Consider the following 18,907-nt stretch of genomic DNA (forward strand, 5'->3'; position numbering starts at 1 on the left):
TAGGGATTATGCATCCCATTTCTTGAAAATCAGACAAGCGTTTACGCCGCCAAAACCAAAACTGTTACTCATCACAGTATTCAATTTTGCGTCACGTTTTTCAAGTACGATATCAAAGCCTTTCGCGCCTTCATCCAGCTCGGTCACGTTGATGTTTGGCGCAATAAAGTCGTTTTGCATCATCAGGACAGAGTAGATCGCTTCCTGTACACCGGCAGCACCCAGGCTGTGACCGGTCATAGATTTGGTCGAGCTCAGGGCTGGTACCTGGCCTTCACCAAAGGCACGTTCCATGGCTTTCAGTTCAGTCACGTCACCTGCAGGGGTAGATGTACCGTGTGTGTTCACATAGTCAATCGATTCAACACCATGCTGTTTGGCTTCATCCAGCGCCATCAGGATACAGCGTGTTGCACCTTCACCGCTTGGCGCAACCATGTCAGCACCATCCGAGTTGGCTGCATACGCGACCACTTCTGCCAGAATGTTGGCACCACGTGCTTGTGCATGTTCCAGCGATTCCAGTACCAGGAAGCCACCGCCGCCGGCAATCACGAAACCATCACGGTCTGCTGAATATGGACGAGAAGCAGTTTCTGGGGTGTCATTGTATTTGGCACACAGCGCACCCATCGCATCAAACAGCAGGCTTTGTGACCAGTGATCTTCTTCACCACCGCCAGCCAGCATAAGATCCTGTTTACCCAGTTGAATCAGGTTGTAGGCATAACCAATCGCATCGGCAGAAGTTGCACATGCGCTGGTAATCGAGTGCGCAACGCCTTGCAGTTTAAAGGCAACGCCCAGGTTGGCCGTAATGGTGTTTGACATGTTACGTGGTACAAAGAATGGGCCAATTTTACGCGCGCCTTTTTCTTCCAGTAATTCCACCATTTCAACCACAGATGCAGTCGAGTTGCCGCCTGAACCACCGGCAATACCGTAACGCGGGTTACCAGCTAAATCTTCAACTTTCAGGCCGGCATGTTCAATGGCTGCTGCCGCTGCGTTATAGGCATACATTGCACACACGCCCATGAAGCGTTTTAAACGACGGTCGATATTGTCAAAATTCTGTTCTGCAGCTGCACTGACATGGCTCTTAAAATTCAGTTCAGCATAAGTCTGGTTAAAACGTGTGCCTGAAATACCATTTTGCAAAGAGTGGGTTACATCTTCTAATGTATTACCAATGCACGAATTAATGCCCATGCCAGTGATTACAACACGTTTCATCTACAGTTCCCTTATGGTGATATTATCGGGTCCAACCCTGGAGACTGTCGGCGCAAATGCCGGTGTCCAGTGCATTTCCCAAGTTTTTCAATTGGATTCATAATAACAGAAAGAATTTTGAATTCTTATGGCAAATCCTATGCCTCTTTGGGAATGACCAGATTTGGGGAGCAGACTACGTGAACATAACCAAAAGAAACACAATAAGGTTGAGATAAACGCAGACTATACCTAGTATTTAGCAATAAATCTTAAGAAAGAAAATGAGGAGCAAGAATGACAGATTCTAATAATAAGCAATCAGGCGGATTCCTCTCGAGTGCGTTTGGAGTGGCTAAAAAGCTCAGTCATACCGGCATTGACCTGGTTCAGCATGTGGCGCCCGGTTCGACCAGTAAAGAAGAGGCGGGTAGCAGTCAGGGGCGGGTGGTGGAAGGCAGTGCCAGCCCGGTATTCGGCCGCCATTCATCGCGTTATGACAATCCGCAGCAGGTACTGAAGGCACATTTGCCGCAGGTCTCACGTCAATTGCTAGGTCGTCATTATAATAAGGTCAATAATCTTGCCCATTTTGTGGCGCCTCAGTTTTCTGACAAGGTGTCGGATTACTTCTTTCACCAGCTAAATACCTTTACCTCCAATATCAGTTCGGTCGATGCAGTTCTAGATGAAGCCGGGGTACGTGATCTAGAAGAACTGACCCAGGATGTGAACCGTTCCAAACGCATCAGCCAGGCGCTAGCAGAGCAGAATAAATGGCTGGCCTCGATTCAGGGCGCGATCACCGGGGCTACCGGCGTGATTGGAACCGCGGTAGATGTGCCGGTTTCGATGATCATGTCGTTACGTACCATCTATCAGGTTGGGCGTTCGTATGGCTTTGAGCTGAATAAAGAAGAAGGCCAGGCCATTGTGCAATATATTTTCAAACAGGTTGATCTGGGCCTGATTGCCGAAAAGCAGGCGGTCTTGCTGGGTATTAAAAGCGTGCTGAACATGCTGCAAACCCATGATGTGCATCAGCTGCAGCAGCTGGTTGGTTCCAGCAATGACATGGAAGCGCTACGCAAATATCTGGTCAATGAGCAGGGCGAAATGAAATGGCAATGGATGAACTCAATGCCGAAGTTCTCGCTGTTAAGCAAATTAACCCCGGTAGCGACAGCCTCGGTCAGTGCCGCCTACAGCTGGAAGCTGGTCGAGCATGTGCACCAGAAAGCGCAGGAAGTGTTCTCGCATGCCCGTGAATATCTCATCCAGCATAAGGGCAGTCAGCTGTCCCCGGTCGATGCCTATGAAAAAGCCGCAGCCTTACTGGCACAGGCCGCACCAAAATTACTGGAACAGCCAGCTGCGGCTACACCAGCCGTCGAGGAGCTAAAGCTGGATCAGGATATTGAGCTGCAGCAAAACAGCACCATCTCCAAGGTGAAAATCCAGAAAAAATCGGCAGAGGAAAAGCCGGAGCCGGAACAGGTCGATCAGGATATCCAGCAGGGCTTAGAGCAGCTGGCCGATAAAATGGTTGAACCGAATGCTGCGGTAGAGCCGCAAAAACCGGCAATTCCACCGGAATCGATTGAGCCGGAACCTGAAGAGGATGACGAGTTTGACGACACGCCACCGGCAGTGGAAGAGCCACCTGAAACGGAGGCTGAACCGCAAAAAGCAGACGCTGAGAAACCGGTAGCGAAGAAGGTTACAAAAAAGCAAAAAGCGCAATAAGGTGCTAATACCTTAAAAAGCAGTAAAATCAGCCTTTAATGCGGGAATGGTCAATATTTGCCGGTCTGTCGAATATTGACCATTTTAGTATCTTGACTTACAATTGCATGCCCTCAAAAAGTAGTATGTTTTTGGGGCTTTTTATTAACGGGAGAATTGCCACATGGCAACAACAAATCAGTTGATCCGTAAGGGTCGTACGACTTTAGTTGAAAAATCTAAAGTTCCTGCGTTGAAGGCTTGTCCACAACGTCGTGGTGTTTGTACACGTGTTTACACAACTACACCTAAAAAACCTAACTCAGCAATGCGTAAAGTTTGCCGTGTTCGCTTAACTTCAGGTTTCGAAGTTTCTAGCTATATCGGTGGTGAAGGCCATAACCTGCAAGAGCACAGTGTTGTTCTGATCCGTGGTGGTCGTGTTAAAGACTTACCAGGTGTACGTTACCATACCGTTCGTGGTTCTTTAGACTGTGCTGGCGTGAAAGATCGTAACCAGTCACGTTCTAAATACGGTACTAAACGTCCTAAGAAATAATCTTTCGAGATTAAGCTCTTAGTTCGTTAGAACTGCAATCCTTTATCGTCTCGCTTGTCTGATTTCTGCATTTATTTTGTGAATATTCAAGCGACGTATAGTAAGGCCAGCGAATGCATACGACACTTTATGCTACTGCTGGATTAACCTGAAGTGTCATATTTATAGGTAGTTTTAAAATGCCAAGACGTCGCGTAGTCGCTGCTCGTGAAATCCTTCCGGATCCTAAGTTCAGCAGCCAAACAATCGCTAAATTCATGAACCACGTAATGCAAGATGGTAAAAAATCTATTGCTGAAAGTATCGTTTACGGTGCTTTAGACCGCGTTCAAGAAAAAAACAAAGTAGACCCAGTTGAATTTTTTGAAGCTACGCTTGAAAAAGTTCGTCCTATGGTTGAAGTAAAAGCACGCCGTGTTGGTGGTGCTACTTATCAAGTTCCTATGGAAGTACGCCCATCCCGTCGTACTGCTCTAGCGATGCGTTGGTTAGTAGATGCTGCTGCTAAGCGTTCTGAAAAAACTATGGCTTTACGTCTTGCTGGTGAGTTGCTTGATGCAGCTGAAGGTAAAGGCGCAGCGGTTAAAAAACGTGAAGATGTGCACCGTATGGCTGAAGCCAACAAAGCCTTCTCTCACTACCGTTTCTAAGCGGATAAAACAGGACCTAATCAGGAGGGTGATGAATTTAGTTGTCACTAGTTTGTCATCAAAGCGCTTTAAGTTGCTATGCAGCTTAAAGCGTCCTGTTTTAAACAACAAAATTTAGGAATGCTAGAAATCATGGCACGTCAAACCCCAATTTCTCGTTACCGTAACATTGGTATCTCTGCGCACATTGACGCAGGTAAAACAACCACTTCTGAACGTATTTTGTTCTACACAGGTGAGAGCCACAAACTAGGTGAAACTCACGAAGGTTCAGCAACAACTGACTGGATGGAACAAGAGCAGGAACGTGGTATTACCATTACTTCAGCAGCTGTAACATGCTTCTGGAAAGGTATGGCTAACCAGTTCGACCAACACCGTATTAACGTAATTGACACCCCGGGACACGTTGACTTCACAATCGAAGTTGAGCGTTCTATGCGTGTTCTTGACGGTGCGTGTATGGTTTACTGTGCTGTAGGTGGTGTACAGCCTCAGTCTGAAACTGTATGGCGTCAGGCGAACAAATATAAAGTGCCTCGTATTGCGTTCGTAAACAAAATGGACCGTACTGGTGCGAACTTCTTCCGCGTTGTTGAGCAAATGAAAACACGTCTTGGTGCGAACCCAGTGCCAATCGTTGTTCCAGTGGGCGCAGAAGACACATTCACAGGTGTTGTTGACTTAATCGAAATGAAGTCAATCATCTGGGACGAAGCTTCTCAAGGTATGAAGTTTGAATACGGCGACATTCCTGCTGATCTGCAAGATACAGCTGAAGAATGGCGTACAAACATGGTTGAAGCTGCTGCTGAAGCATCAGAAGAACTCATGGACAAATACCTGGAAGAAGGCGACCTTTCTAAAGAAGAAATCGTAGCTGGTCTTCGTCAACGTACTTTGGCTGGTGAAATCCAACCAATGATGTGTGGTTCGGCGTTCAAAAACAAAGGTGTTCAACGTATGTTGGACGCAGTGATTGAATTCCTTCCAGCGCCTACAGACGTAGAAGCGATCAAAGGTATCCTAGACGACAAAGACGAAACTGAAGGTTCTCGTGAAGCGTCTGACGATGCTCCGTTCTCTGCGCTTGCGTTCAAAATCATGAACGACAAATTCGTAGGTAACTTAACGTTCGTACGTGTTTACTCAGGTGTTCTGAAAGCAGGTAGCCCTGTTTACAACCCAGTGAAAATGAAACGTGAACGTATCGGCCGTATCGTACAGATGCACGCAAACGACCGTCAAGACATCGAAGAAATTCGTGCGGGCGACATCGCAGCGTGTGTAGGTCTTAAAGACACAACTACGGGTGATACACTGTGTGACGAAAACAACGTAATCACACTTGAGCGTATGGAATTCCCAGAGCCAGTAATTCAATTGGCTGTTGAACCTAAGACCAAAGCTGACCAAGAAAAAATGTCAGTTGCGCTTGGCCGTTTAGCGAAAGAAGATCCATCGTTCCGCGTATTCACAGACGAAGAATCTGGTCAGACTATCATTGCTGGTATGGGTGAGCTTCACCTTGACATCATCGTTGACCGTATGAAGCGTGAATTCAACGTTGAAGCGAACATTGGTAAACCAATGGTTGCTTACCGTGAAACGATCAAGAAATCAATCGAACAAGAAGGTAAATTCGTTCGTCAAACTGGTGGTAAAGGTAAATTCGGTCACGTATACGTACGTTTAGAACCGCTTGATCCTGAAACTGGTAAAGACTACGAGTTCGCTGAAGAAGTTGTTGGTGGTGTAGTACCTAAAGAATTCTTCGGTGCGGTTGACAAAGGTATCCAAGAACGTATGAAGAATGGTGTCCTTGCTGGTTATCCAGTCGTTGGCATCAAAGCGACATTGTTCGACGGTTCTTACCACGATGTCGACTCTGACGAATTATCGTTCAAAATGGCGGGTTCTTACGCATTCCGTGACGGTTTCATGAAAGCAGATCCTGTTCTTCTTGAACCAATCATGAAAGTTGAAGTAGAAACTCCAGAAGACTACATGGGCGATATCATGGGTGACTTAAACCGTCGTCGTGGTATGGTTCAAGGTATGGACGATTTACCTGGCGGTACTAAAGCAATCCGTGCTGAAGTTCCACTGGCTGAGATGTTCGGTTACGCGACTCAAATGCGTTCTATGTCTCAAGGTCGTGCGACTTACTCTATGGAATTTGCTAAATACGCTGAAACTCCACGTAACGTGGCGGAAGGCATCATCGCTAAGTTCCAAGCTGGCGGTAAAAAAGGTGACGACGAGTAATCTTTCGATTACTATATTGCCTAACTAATTTTATAGTTAAAATCTAATGCTCATGCAGTGATCCTGCATGAGTAATCTACAAAGGAAGATGAACATGGCTAAGGCTAAGTTTGAACGTAATAAGCCACACGTTAACGTGGGCACAATCGGTCACGTTGACCATGGTAAAACAACTTTAACAGCTGCGATTGCTACAGTATGTGCACGTAAGTTTGGTGGTGAAGCGAAAGATTACGCTGCTATCGACTCTGCACCAGAAGAAAAAGCACGTGGTATTACAATTAACACTTCTCACGTAGAATACGATTCTCCAACTCGTCACTACGCTCACGTTGACTGCCCAGGCCACGCCGACTATGTTAAAAACATGATCACTGGTGCTGCTCAGATGGATGGTGCGATTCTTGTTTGTTCAGCGACTGATGGTCCAATGCCACAAACTCGTGAACACATCCTTCTTTCTCGTCAGGTAGGTGTACCTTATATCGTTGTATTCTTAAACAAATGCGATATCGTAGATGACGAAGAGTTAATCGAATTAGTTGAAATGGAAGTTCGTGAACTTCTTTCTACTTACGACTTCCCAGGCGACGACACTCCAGTAATCCGTGGTTCTGCTCTTGCAGCACTTAACGGTGAATCAGGTCAATATGGCGAAGACGCTGTTGTAGCTCTTGTTGAAGCGCTTGACACTTACATTCCAGAGCCAGTACGTGCAATCGACCAAGCATTCTTAATGCCAATCGAAGACGTATTCTCTATTTCTGGTCGTGGTACAGTTGTAACTGGCCGTGTTGAAACTGGTATCGTTAAAGTTGGTGAAGAAGTTGAAATCGTTGGTATCAAAGATACAGCGAAAACAACTGTTACTGGCGTTGAAATGTTCCGTAAGCTTCTTGACGAAGGTCGAGCTGGCGAGAACTGTGGTGTTCTTCTACGTGGTACTAAGCGTGAAGAAGTTCAACGTGGTCAAGTACTTGCTAAACCAGGTTCAATCAAGCCGCACACTAAATTCGACGCAGAAGTATACGTACTTTCTAAAGACGAAGGTGGCCGTCACACTCCATTCTTAAATGGTTACCGTCCACAGTTCTACTTCCGTACTACGGACGTAACTGGTGCGATCCAGCTGAAAGAAGGCGTTGAAATGGTTATGCCAGGCGACAACGTTGAAATGTCAGTAGAATTAATCCACCCAATCGCAATGGACGCTGGTTTACGCTTCGCGATCCGTGAAGGTGGTCGTACTGTAGGTGCTGGTGTAGTTTCTAAAGTAACTGCATAATCACTTCTATAGTGTGAAAAAAGCGTCCCAAAGGGACGCTTTTTTTATCTCTGCAGATTAAATTGTCAGACAATTTAACTGCAAGCTGTCCTAAACTGATATTCGCCTGACCTTAACTGCACTTATCCCAATATCAGAACCACGTAAGATAAGGCTGAAGAAAATAAATAAAAGTTTCAGGTGAGACGCTTCACTTGAAAGGAGTTGAGGTCATGAATGCTAAAGTAAATATTACCAACCGCGCAGGTGCCAGTTTCCCTGTGCGTCGTATGGCGTTTGAGTTTGATCAGGTTCCAGAATACTGGATGCAAGGTTCGGCTGGCCTGACGCATTTTATGACCGCTTTATCTGCCTTGTTTCCAGCCGGTGAAAAATTCTTTATTGATAGTGTACGTGCAGTGCGTTACCACCCGGCAATTAAAGATAATCAGGAGCTGCAAAAAGAAATTTCAGCCTTTATTGGCCAGGAAGCCATGCATACCCAGGAGCATGTTGGCTTTAATGCCTCGGCACAAAAATATGGCCATGATGTAGAGCGTTTAGATCGTTATACCGATAAAGTGATTCAAGGTGCGCGTAAGGTATTTGCCGGTGTCGGTAAACCCTTTGGCATTACCCAAGAAATGGTTGATTTGACTGCAACCACCGCACTGGAACATTTTACCGCGACCATTGCCACCCAGTTGCTGCGTAATTCGCATATTCAGGAACTGATGAGCGATGACACCATGAAAACCATGTGGCTGTGGCATGCGATTGAAGAAAACGAGCATAAAGCGGTAGCTTATGATGTGTTTGAGGGTGTATTCGGCCAAGGCACCAAAGCCTATTTACTGCGCACCAGCTCACTGGTTGCCGCCATGCTGACCTTATTTGTGGTGCAAAACTATTTCCTGTTCCGTCTGTTAAAAGAAGACAAACAGCTAAATCTGGAGGCGTTCAAGGCCATTTATACCTATGCTTATAGTCCCTCTAAGGGCATTATTACCGGTATGGGCCGTGAGATGCTGGCATATTTCCGCCCGGGCTTTCATCCGAACGATTTAGATACCGTCAGTCTGCTGGACACATGGAAAGCCAAATTGGGCTTCTAACGGTGTTGACTCTTGGGGCAATGAAAATTGCCCTTTTTTTTGCTCGATTTTTTATCCAGAGCTCTTATAATGCGAACTTTGTTTTGACCGATGATGAACGAAGATGATTCGTTTAATGCAACACGCTGATATCCATAGTGTATTTAACATTGAGCAACAGGTACAAAGCCATCCCTGGAGTTTGAAACAGTTTGCTGAAGCGGTAGACAGCTATCAATGTACCGTAATCGAGCAGCAAGGACAGCTGGTCGGGTTCTGTATTTTGCAACCGGTGCTGGATGAAGCTAACCTGTTGCTGATGGCGGTTGCGCCTGACCAGCAAGGGAAGGGGTTGGGTTATCAGCTGCTGGAGCATTCGATTGAGCAGTTGCCGAATCAGCCGGTACAGATTTTTCTGGAAGTGCGTGAAAGCAATACCGCGGCCATCCGTCTATATGAAAAAGCTGGCTTTCATCAGATTGATGTACGCAAAAATTATTATCCAAATCCGGATGGCACACGTGAACATGCCATTATTATGGTTAAAGCCTGTAGTGATGATTTTGCCGCGCTCTTTTCATCACCTTAATTTTTAAAATTATTGGGTTTTATTTGATAATCGAATTATTCCAACCACTGGGCAGGGTGGTCATGAGAGAGTTTCCCAATTGCCGGATTTCTTCGCTGCTTAAGCTGCGGTTAAGCCGGCGCCATTGGCCATCAATCAGCAATTCCAGCGGTACATACTGCGATTTATAATTCATTTTATTGGAATGCGGCACCCAATAGCCTAAGTAAACATAAGGCAGTCCGAGTTTCTGGGTGTGTTCAATCTGCTTTAAGATTGCAAATACGCCCAAGGAGCGGCGGTTTTCATCTGGATCAAAGAAGGTATACACCGCAGACAGGCCATCATCGAGCAGGTCGCAGGTCGAGACCGCAATTAGCCGGTCTTCGTGCCAGAGCTCTAAAAAGAAACTGTCGGTGCAGCTGTGTACCAGAAATTTTTCAAACTGATCCTGACTTGGCGGATACATATCGCCATCGGCATGGCGTTCATTAATATAACGCTCATACAGCGCATAATGTTGTTCATTGGCTTCTTGGGTAGAGCGGATGGTGACGTGCAGGTCCTGATTGCGTTTCCAGGCTTTTTTCTGGGTGCTGTTCATTTGAAATTCGTGTACCGGCACGCGCGAAGACAGACATTGACGGCATAAATGGCATTCCGGTCGATAGACAAAGTCACCGCTACGACGAAAGCCCATGCGTGACAGTTCAGACAGGGTCACCACATCAATCCGGTGCGCCGGATCTAAAAATACCATGCGAGCAGATTTATCATCCAGATAACTGCAGTTATGCGGCGGCGTAATATAATATTGTAATTCGTTGAGCAGGGATTTCGGTTGATATGAATTCATGGCAATCCCTCTTTATTTATTCATCCAGTGAGTCGTTTTGCGCTATTGTTTTACTTGAAAATACACCCTCCTGGTATTTTTTCCAATCTATCGCCGGCTGTTTTACAACATCTTGTAACGATTTTAAGTATGCTTGGCGAGTTATTGTACAGGCGCCCAGACTTAATAGATGGTCATTGACCAGCTGGCAGTCAATCCAGGGCAGGGCGTTGTCGCGGCCAATCAGCATTAAGGTATAAAACGCCATTTTAGAGACATCTGTGCGCTGGCTAAACATTGACTCGCCAAAGCAGCCGCGGCCAATGGTGACGCCATACAAACCACCGACCAGCGCATCCTGCTCCCAGACTTCGACACTATAGCCATAACCGGCCTCAAACAGGTCAATATAGCCCTGAATGATGTCTTCGGAAATCCAGGTGTCATTGGCATAGGCCCGTGGCAGCGAACAACAGCGAATCACCCGTTCAAAGGCCTGATTGATGCTAATCCGGTAATCACCTTTTTTCATGTTACGCAGCAGTGACTTGCTTGGATGGTAATCCTGAGGGCGGATAATGCAGCGCGGCTCGGGACTCCACCAGCAAATCGGATCACCGTCGGAAAACCACGGAAACAGGCCGTGGGTATAAGCTTCAAACAGGGTCGAGGGGGACAGGTCTGCACCAATACAAATCAGTCCTTCACCCTGTGGATCAGCTTCATCAGGATGGGGGAAAATAAATTGTGAGGGTGCAAGTGCGGTCATACAGCTACTCTGAATCGAAACAGATCTCTATCATACATAAAAAAGCCGCCCGGATTGGGCGGCTCGTGCTTTAGGCAAAATTATTCACCTAGGGCATCCAGATATTTTTCAGCATCTAGGGCTGCCATACAGCCTGAACCAGCTGATGTAATCGCTTGACGATAGACGCTGTCTGCCACGTCACCGGCTGCGAATACGCCCGGTACAGAGGTTTGGGTTGCGTTACCGGCAGTACCACTTTGAACCTGAATATAACCATCACGCAGGTTTAACTGGCCTTCGAACATGCCCGTATTTGGCTTGTGACCAATCGCCACGAACATACCAGATACATCTACATTCTGGGTTGAACCATCGACAGTAGATTTCAAACGTACGGCAGTCACACCAGATTGTGCATCACCCAGGACTTCATCGACCTGGTTGTTCCAGAGAATGCTGATTTTGCCTTCTTTTTCTTTGGCAAAAATATGATCTTGCAGAATTTTCTCTGAACGCAGGCTGTCACGGCGGTGTACCAGGGTCACGTGAGAGGCGATATTGGAAAGATACAGCGCTTCTTCAACTGCGGTATTACCACCACCGACTACCATCACGTTCTGGTTTTTGTAGAAGAAACCATCACAGGTGGCACAGGCACTAACACCTTGGCCCATGAATTTGGCTTCAGACTCCAGACCGAGGTATTGAGCCGTAGCACCGGTGGCAATAATTAAGGCATCACAGGTGAACTCTTCCATATCGCCTTTGAGCACGAATGGACGCACACTTAAATCGACTTCATTGATATGATCATAGACAATTTCGGTCCCGAAACGTTCTGCATGGGCCTGCATACGTTCCATGAGCGCTGGTCCTGTCAGACCTTCCGGATCGCCCGGCCAGTTATCTACTTCTGTTGTCGTCGTAAGTTGACCACCGAGTTGTAAACCTGCAATTAAGGTTGGTTTTAAATTGGCACGTGCAGCATAAACGGCAGCACTATAACCTGCAGGTCCTGAACCTAAAATAATCAAACGTGAATGACGAGCACCCATCTGTAGCATCCTTTTATTATTGAGCAATTTATGGAATTATACGTGAAACTGTATAACAGTTGTGTGAGATTCAGTGGATATTATTGATCATAGAAATCGATTTAAGCTATATAGAAAAAGTTAACAACTGACTTCAATAATCTTGCATCTTTTTTGCTGCAACAGGTGCATAATATCTATTTTATGGCCATGCCAAACTGGCGGGTTGCACAAGAACATTTATGAAAAATTGGTTACAGGACAGTATATGACTGCGGTGTCGGGTGCTTATGCACAGCGCTTAATAATGACATTATTTTTGGTTTCATTCGGGATTTATCTGTTCCTTGCGACAGTCACCTATACCCCTTTTGATCCGGGCTGGATGCATTTGTCTAGTGATACCCAGCAGGTGTCCAATGCCAGCGGGGTCGCCGGCGCATGGATTGCCGACCTGTTGTTCGGCTTTTTGGGCTGGGCCTGTCTGCTGATTCCGCTGTACCTGTTTATTGAAGCCATTCAGGTGTGGTGGCCGCGTAGTTTCCTGAACCGTCCTTTCCGTTATGCGGCGCAGTTCTTTATTTTGCTGGCCACTGCCAGTCTATTGTATTTGTTCTGGCAAGTGCCGGCCGATACACTGGAAAATGCTTCTGGCGGGATTATTGGGTATGAACTGGGGCAGAGCCTGTCGCAGCTGCTCACTATTTATGGTGCAGCTTTTTTCCTGCTGGTGTTCTGGGGTGTCCTGTTTACACTGGCCTTTGGGATTAAATGGAACCGGACCTGGGTGACTTTAAAAGCCACGCCAGCTTATTTACAAGACCTGTTTTACCGTGATGTGCCTAAAGCTGATCAACCGGCACCGGTCGTTAAAAAAACAGTGGTGGCCGCTGCACCGGCTGCAGCCGAAGTGGTTACGCCGGCACCAGAACATCGTGAAGTCGAAGAAGCTCCGGTGGTACCAGCGGTGTCCCGTCATGAACAAGTGGCCGAGCGTCTGTTTGATGATATGGTCGAGCGTGAACAGCAGCGTTCTGCAGAGCAGGATCTGCTAGATGAAGAAGAGCAGGTCTTTGAGCAGACGGTCGAAAAAGCCCATCGCCTGACCCAGGACAGTCAGCGTGTGGTGGCAACCGGTGAAGTCTGGCGTGCGCTGAATGATGATGCTGACCAGAAGCACAGTCAGGATATTCATGAGCTGTTACGTGCTTCTCAGGACCAGATTCCGCACGCACCGAAAGATCATTTTAATGCAGTGGTCCAACCCGTGCATGATGCACCGCCTGCATCGAATACGCCGCAGTCTAATATTGACTGGGATGATGATGAAATCTTTGATGAATTGCTGGCTGCTGTACCGAATGGGAAAGCTGCTCAGGATCTGCACAGTCCATTTAATAGTCAGTCGCAGCCTGAACCTGCACCGCACATCCAGCCGGTGCCAGACGTACAAGCGGTTGAAATGCCATCGGCTGCCACAGCGCAGTATGCAAGCCCGAAAAACCGTCTGAGTGATGAAGAATTTGAAGGGCTGGATGATCTGCTGGTTGATGATCTGAAGCCAGAAGCACCTGCCCCAAGAACTACCAGCAGTTATGCGCAGTCTTCGGCTTTTGTACAGGCGCCTATTCAGCATCAGGCTGCGGTAAGTGCCACAGCGGCTGCACCAGTGGTCAATGACGCGGTGAAAGAAGCCCTATCGAAAGAAGAATTCATTGAGGCGTGGCATGAAACTGCCGGCAAACCGCAAGAAGAAGATGAATTTGACTTTGATGCGCCATTAACCGATGCCATGGGCCGTCCAATGTCGCGTGCCATGCAGGTCGCAGAGAAACGTCGTGATTTATCACCATTGCCGGGTCTGGAGCTACTGGATAAGGTCGATCCAAATAAAAAGGTCAACTTCACCGCAGAGCAGCTGGAGCGTTTATCTGAACTGCTGGAAATCAAGCTGCAGGAATTTAATGTCAAAGCCAAAGTGGTGGAAGCGCAGCCGGGACCGGTAGTTACACGTTTTGAGCTGGATCTGGCGCCGGGGGTAAAAGCCTCGAAAGTCACCAATATTTCCCGTGACCTGGCCCGTTCCATGTCGATGGCTTCGGTGCGTGTGGTCGAGGTGATTCCGGGCAAACCGTATATCGGTATTGAGGTGCCAAACAGTACCCGCGAAATGGTGCGTCTGATTGAGCTGGTGCAAACCCCGAAATTTGAAGATCAGGATGGCATCCTGTCGATGGCGATGGGTAAAGATATTTCTGGTAATCCGGTGATTACCGAACTGGGCAAAGCGCCGCATATGCTGGTTGCGGGGACCACCGGTTCGGGTAAATCGGTGGCGGTGAACTCGATGATTCTGTCGATGTTGCTTAAATACAAGCCGGATCAACTGCGTTTAATTCTGATTGACCCGAAACAGCTGGAACTGGCCAACTATAACGATATTCCACATTTGTTAACGCCGGTGGTAACTGACATGAAAGATGCGGTCAGCGCCCTGAACTGGTGTGTCAATGAAATGGAACGCCGTTATAAGCTGATGTCATTCCTGAAAATCCGTAAACTCAGCGACTATAATCGCAAGGTTGAAGAAGCACTGGCTAATGGCGAGGACCTGATTGATCCGACCTGGAAACCGGGCGATTCAGCAACCCAGGAACGTGCACCGCGCTTGACGCCGTTACCATCAATTGTGATTGTGGCGGATGAGTTTGCCGACATGATTATGCAGGTCGGTAAAAAAGCCGAAGAAATGATTACCCGTCTGGCGCAGAAATCACGTGCAGCTGGGATTCACTTATTGCTGGCTACCCAGCGTCCATCGGTGGATGTCATTACCGGTCTGATCAAGGCCAACATCCCGACTCGCGTGGCCTTGCGCGTGAACTCAAAAATTGACTCACGGACTATTCTGGATGCTGGCGGGGCAGAAGACCTGCTCGGTCATGGTGACATGCTGTTCCTTGGACCAGGTAAAATTGAACCGGAACGTGTGCATGGTGCCTTTATTTCCGATGATGAAGTCAACCGGATTTGTGATGCCTGGCGTGAACGGGGTTCACCGGATTATGTCGATGAAATTCTGACTCCATTTGATGAAGAACCAGCGTCACGTGGTTTTGAAGATGGTGGTGATGGCGGCTCCGACCGTGATGCGCTGTATGACCAGTGTGTGGCCTTTGTGCTGGAAACCCGTAAAGTGTCGGTATCGTCTTTACAGCGTAAGTTTAGCCTCGGTTATAACCGAGCGGCGCGTATTGTCGATCAGATGCAGGAGCAGGGCATTGTTAGTGAACAGGGTCCGAACGGCAAGCGTGAAATTCTGGTTTAAGCTGTTCTCGATCTTTATAAACAAAGCCCACCAATAGGTGGGCTCTTTTATGGACAGTGCGGCTTAAGCAAATTTTGCCAGTACTGCCAGGAATTCTGCACTTTGACGCGGGAATTCAGCAATCACGTCATGAATGCGCTGCCCTTCCGGATTGGTGGCATTTACATCACGGCCATCGGCAACAAACTGGGTCAGTAAGCGCTCATAGTCTGCTGGGCGCATATGTTTAAATGCATGGTAAAGCACATGGAAATCAGCATTCACGCCATTCGGAGGAAGCTGATTCAGGTAGGCAAATACACGCTCATCTGACCATTCTTCATTGAATGTTGCTGGTTGAGACAATGCCATCGCAATCTCCTGGAATAGTTTTTCGAAATGAAAAAAAGGCAAAATATGAGTTCGCAAGAGGCAAAGTGTCTTTGTGCACTTTATCTTGAAGCACAGCTTCTCGTCTTGCGGCTGGGCAAATCCTTAAAGCAATGCTTTAAGTTTGCTACTCCAGCCTCATATTCTGCCTTGATTCAATTTGCTTGACTAATCAAAAATCAGATTATCGCTCTTCAGGCAAATTGATATTCATTTCAAGCATTTCAATGTTGGCTTCAGAACGTACCGACATTTGAATGTGCTGTTCATCGACACCGCGGACATAGCGGTTCACGACCTGCATGATTTCTTTTTTCATCTGGTCAATTTTGTCCTGGCTCAGGCGGCGGCCTAAACCATTTTCAGAAGCAACAATGACTTTTAAACGATCCTTGGCGGTTTGAGCACTTGATGCTTTTTCTTCGCTGCTAAATAATTTACTCCAGAATCCTGCCATAATTACGCTCCAAATAATCGTGCTAACCAGCCTTTAGGTTTAGCAGTAATGTGACGGTATGGACGCTCTTCACCCAAGAAACGTGCCACCAGGTCATCATACGCCTGACCCGCTTCAGTTTCGCTATACAGAATGACTGGCTTACCTTCGTTAGATGCTTGCAGAACGCTTTTACATTCTGGAATTACACCTAAAGTTGGTACACGTAAAATATCTTTTGAAATATCGTCAATGGTGAGCATTTCCTGTTTATCGGCACGTTCCGGATTGAAACGTGTGATACATAAATGCTTACGGATACGTCCTTCGTTTTGTTCTACTTTTTTGGTTTTGCTGTCGAGCATGCCAATAATACGATCCGAGTCACGTACTGAAGAAATTTCAGGGTTGGTCACAATAATCGCTTCATCGGCATGGTACATGGCTAAAATGGCGCCACGCTCAATCCCTGCTGGTGAGTCACAGATAATGTAATCAAACTCTTGAGCAAGCTCATCCATGACACGTGCCACACCTTCATCGGTCAGGGCATCTTTATCACGAGTTTGAGAAGCAGGTAAAATATAAAGGTTTTCAATATCTTTATCGCGAATTAATGCTTGTTGTAAACGCGCTTCATTATTTAAAACATTCACAAAATCATAAACAACGCGACGTTCACAACCCATGATCAAGTCCAGGTTACGCAAACCCACGTCAAAATCGATAACAACAGTTTTGTGGCCACGTAGGGCTAAACCTGTTGCAAAAGATGCACTCGTTGTAGTTTTACCTACGCCACCTTTGCCTGATGTTACGACAACAATTTTCGCCACCGAATCCACTCCTGTTATGGTTTAAATCCCCTTTTTGTGTATGGGGTTTTTTGGTGTTTATTTATACATTAAAATTCTAGAGCTTCAAATACAAGCTCTTGGTTGTCATTTAGGTAAATATGTACCGGTTTTTTCGTTACGTGCGGGGGAATATCGTCCGCCACACAGTAAGTGCCTGCAATAGATACCAATTCTGCTTCTAGGGAATGACAGAAAATTCGTGCTGAACTGTTCCCACCTGCGCCGGCAATGACTCTACCACGAACGCTACCATAAATATGTATATTTCCTGAAGCAATCACTTCCGAACCGCTGTTAATACCAGCTTTCAAGATAATATCGCCCTGGTTCTGGACCAGACATTGACCGGTACGCAGAATTTCATCGTGATAAGAGGTCACATGCGAAATTCGTGCCGCTGCAGCTTCTACCACCGCGGCTTCTGCGGCAGGCGCTTCAGGTTCTGCCGGAGTTTCAATGACCTGTTCCTGGGTGGCTTTGATCTGTTGTAACTGACGATCTTGCGGAATTACCGGGAACTGGATGGCACGCGCCTGTTCCGACAGAATGCCTTCTACCACGGCCAGTGGCTGTACATTCAGATCAATCAGCAGTTGAATCAGGGCAATTAATTCCTGATCTACCGAACTTTCAATCACCGCCGGAATTTGGGGTGGAAACCCTTTTTGTAACATTGGGCTCAATTGCTGGCGGATCGCATCATGATCATCTGTATCTAAGCTAATGCGAATCGCATTGACCATTCTGCCTTTTATCCGTATGTCAGCCATAATGATTCCTTAAGACTTCTGACCTGTTCATTGTTGTCGAAGTAAATGTTGTAAATAGAGCAAATCCTAGAACAATTCGGCCGAATACTCTAGCCGAAGGTTTAAATATTTTTATTGCTGGCTATTCTTTGTCAGTTTCCTGCTCATTCAGGATCTGTTGCCACTTTTTCACTTTCACCTGTTTGCGAATGGCTTCCAGGGTTTCAAACACTGCAGATTCTACCAACGCATCAATATGCGGATTATGTTCAATCTCGATCTGGCTGACTTTATCCGCAATATGCGCATAGGCCACATTATCTGGCAAGCTGTCATGATGGGCAAAAGGCTGAATCAGCCCTTGGGTAATATTTTCGCCCAAACGTTGGCCAATGCTTTGAATCTGCCGTTCCATACGTCCGCCGACAATTGGCAGCAGGCGCAGTAACTGGGTCAGCTCCGGGGTATCTTCAATGGCCTGACTCACCACCTGACCGACATTTTCGGCAATGCTCTGACGCTGGCTCTGCAATTCTTTACCCAAAGATTGCTGCAAGATGTCGGCCAGTGCTGCGGCCAGCAGTTTGCGGTGCTGCTCGACCAGATCATCAATAAACTGGCGATGACCAGTGCTGCTGCTCAGTTCACGTTGCAGGTTATTGACAATGGTCAGCACAATCCGGCTCGACAGTTCTTCCATCACCAGGTTGTAATAAAAGTTGGCACGTCGGAAGATGCTGTCCGGGATGACCTTGTAGCCATGACTATATAGGTTGTAGCCAATTGCCACGGCACGTAATAAACGCAGAAAACGCAGCTGTGGCAGAATCGACAGCACTTCATACCAGTGTACGAAGGGGAAGAACCACCAGCGGGCATGATGCCGGAAAATAATCGCCAGGCCCCAACGTACCAGCAATTCGATAATCAGGAAGGTGGTAAACCAGCCTTCGGTAATAATGACCCAGGGACGCAGTTCTGTGCGATAAAATTGCAGTACCTCCGGCAACTGAATAAAGTTGAAAAGCCAGTCACCAAAATCACTCATCAAAATGGCATTGGCACTCAGGCAGAACAGGTTGATGAGAATTAACGCCATCATAAAGATGTCGTATACCAGCACTACTTTCCAGCTCCATGAGTCCTTTCTGACAAAGTGAAAGGAAGATTTGATCACCGGCTCTTCGCGTTTCTTCATAATGCTT

Annotated in this window: 17 protein-coding genes; 8 read left to right on the forward strand and 9 right to left on the reverse strand. The window is 46.9% G+C overall.

What is annotated here, in order from left to right:
• Positions 1 to 6: 6 nt before the first annotated feature.
• Complete coding sequence (locus ACPEPR_RS06480) at positions 7 to 1,236, reverse strand: beta-ketoacyl synthase N-terminal-like domain-containing protein (protein ID WP_005179853.1); 1,230 nt, start codon at positions 1,234 to 1,236, stop codon at positions 7 to 9.
• 276 nt (positions 1,237 to 1,512) lie between these two features.
• On the opposite strand from ACPEPR_RS06480, the gene ACPEPR_RS06485 reads away from it, so the two are divergent.
• The 7 genes from ACPEPR_RS06485 to rimI all read left to right on the forward strand — a co-directional run bounded on the left by ACPEPR_RS06485 (position 1,513) and on the right by rimI (position 9,364).
• A complete protein-coding gene (locus ACPEPR_RS06485; protein WP_180182212.1) occupies positions 1,513 to 2,961 on the forward strand; it encodes an EcsC family protein in 1,449 nt (482 codons plus the stop codon).
• 163 nt (positions 2,962 to 3,124) lie between these two features.
• Positions 3,125 to 3,499 (forward strand): 30S ribosomal protein S12, encoded by a 375-nt coding sequence (gene rpsL / locus ACPEPR_RS06490; RefSeq protein WP_002050319.1) that lies wholly within the window; start codon positions 3,125 to 3,127, stop codon positions 3,497 to 3,499.
• Positions 3,500 to 3,678: 179 nt separating this feature from the next.
• Complete coding sequence (gene rpsG / locus ACPEPR_RS06495; RefSeq protein ID WP_005179845.1) at positions 3,679 to 4,149, forward strand: 30S ribosomal protein S7; 471 nt, start codon at positions 3,679 to 3,681, stop codon at positions 4,147 to 4,149.
• A 132-nt stretch (positions 4,150 to 4,281) separates the two neighbouring features.
• Positions 4,282 to 6,417 carry an elongation factor G gene (fusA, locus tag ACPEPR_RS06500; protein WP_160241039.1) on the forward strand — a complete coding sequence of 712 codons (2,136 nt, stop codon included), beginning with the start codon at positions 4,282 to 4,284 and terminating at the stop codon, positions 6,415 to 6,417.
• A 94-nt stretch (positions 6,418 to 6,511) separates the two neighbouring features.
• Positions 6,512 to 7,702, forward strand: a complete 1,191-nt coding sequence (tuf, locus tag ACPEPR_RS06505; RefSeq protein ID WP_423562163.1) for an elongation factor Tu — start codon at positions 6,512 to 6,514, stop codon at positions 7,700 to 7,702.
• Between the two features lie 212 nt (positions 7,703 to 7,914).
• Positions 7,915 to 8,796: a metal-dependent hydrolase gene (locus tag ACPEPR_RS06510; RefSeq protein WP_045796116.1), complete on the forward strand. Its 882-nt coding sequence runs from the start codon at positions 7,915 to 7,917 to the stop codon at positions 8,794 to 8,796.
• A gap of 103 nt (positions 8,797 to 8,899) precedes the next feature.
• Positions 8,900 to 9,364, forward strand: coding sequence for a ribosomal protein S18-alanine N-acetyltransferase (gene rimI / locus ACPEPR_RS06515; RefSeq protein WP_168397488.1), 465 nt, complete (start codon positions 8,900 to 8,902; stop codon positions 9,362 to 9,364).
• A 19-nt stretch (positions 9,365 to 9,383) separates the two neighbouring features.
• On the opposite strand, the gene ACPEPR_RS06520 is transcribed toward rimI, so the two are convergent.
• From ACPEPR_RS06520 to trxB, 3 genes are all read right to left on the reverse strand, one after another.
• Positions 9,384 to 10,199: an arginyltransferase gene (locus ACPEPR_RS06520; protein ID WP_075168082.1), complete on the reverse strand. Its 816-nt coding sequence runs from the start codon at positions 10,197 to 10,199 to the stop codon at positions 9,384 to 9,386.
• A 16-nt stretch (positions 10,200 to 10,215) separates the two neighbouring features.
• Positions 10,216 to 10,947 (reverse strand): leucyl/phenylalanyl-tRNA--protein transferase, encoded by a 732-nt coding sequence (gene aat / locus ACPEPR_RS06525; protein ID WP_005179830.1) that lies wholly within the window; start codon positions 10,945 to 10,947, stop codon positions 10,216 to 10,218.
• Between the two features lie 80 nt (positions 10,948 to 11,027).
• Entirely contained in the window at positions 11,028 to 11,984 is a 957-nt protein-coding gene (gene trxB / locus ACPEPR_RS06530; protein WP_016659465.1) for a thioredoxin-disulfide reductase, read from the reverse strand.
• Positions 11,985 to 12,231: 247 nt separating this feature from the next.
• On the opposite strand from trxB, the gene ACPEPR_RS06535 reads away from it, so the two are divergent.
• Positions 12,232 to 15,291: a DNA translocase FtsK gene (locus ACPEPR_RS06535; RefSeq protein WP_423562167.1), complete on the forward strand. Its 3,060-nt coding sequence runs from the start codon at positions 12,232 to 12,234 to the stop codon at positions 15,289 to 15,291.
• Positions 15,292 to 15,354: 63 nt separating this feature from the next.
• On the opposite strand, the gene ACPEPR_RS06540 is transcribed toward ACPEPR_RS06535, so the two are convergent.
• From ACPEPR_RS06540 to ACPEPR_RS06560, 5 genes are all read right to left on the reverse strand, one after another.
• Positions 15,355 to 15,642: a PA4642 family protein gene (locus ACPEPR_RS06540; protein ID WP_016659463.1), complete on the reverse strand. Its 288-nt coding sequence runs from the start codon at positions 15,640 to 15,642 to the stop codon at positions 15,355 to 15,357.
• A 202-nt stretch (positions 15,643 to 15,844) separates the two neighbouring features.
• Positions 15,845 to 16,117, reverse strand: a complete 273-nt coding sequence (gene minE / locus ACPEPR_RS06545) for a cell division topological specificity factor MinE (RefSeq protein WP_005179812.1) — start codon at positions 16,115 to 16,117, stop codon at positions 15,845 to 15,847.
• Positions 16,118 to 16,119: 2 nt separating this feature from the next.
• Complete coding sequence (minD, locus tag ACPEPR_RS06550; RefSeq protein WP_005179808.1) at positions 16,120 to 16,932, reverse strand: septum site-determining protein MinD; 813 nt, start codon at positions 16,930 to 16,932, stop codon at positions 16,120 to 16,122.
• 68 nt (positions 16,933 to 17,000) lie between these two features.
• On the reverse strand, positions 17,001 to 17,723 hold the full coding sequence (gene minC, locus ACPEPR_RS06555) for a septum site-determining protein MinC (RefSeq protein ID WP_005179806.1): 723 nt from the start codon (positions 17,721 to 17,723) through the stop codon (positions 17,001 to 17,003).
• A 121-nt stretch (positions 17,724 to 17,844) separates the two neighbouring features.
• Complete coding sequence (locus ACPEPR_RS06560; protein WP_168381989.1) at positions 17,845 to 18,900, reverse strand: preprotein translocase subunit SecA; 1,056 nt, start codon at positions 18,898 to 18,900, stop codon at positions 17,845 to 17,847.
• Between the last annotated feature and the right edge of the window lie 7 nt (positions 18,901 to 18,907).

The sequence above is a fragment of the Acinetobacter sp. AND/436 genome, from assembly GCF_049546925.1.
Taxonomy (GTDB): domain Bacteria; phylum Pseudomonadota; class Gammaproteobacteria; order Pseudomonadales; family Moraxellaceae; genus Acinetobacter; species Acinetobacter indicus.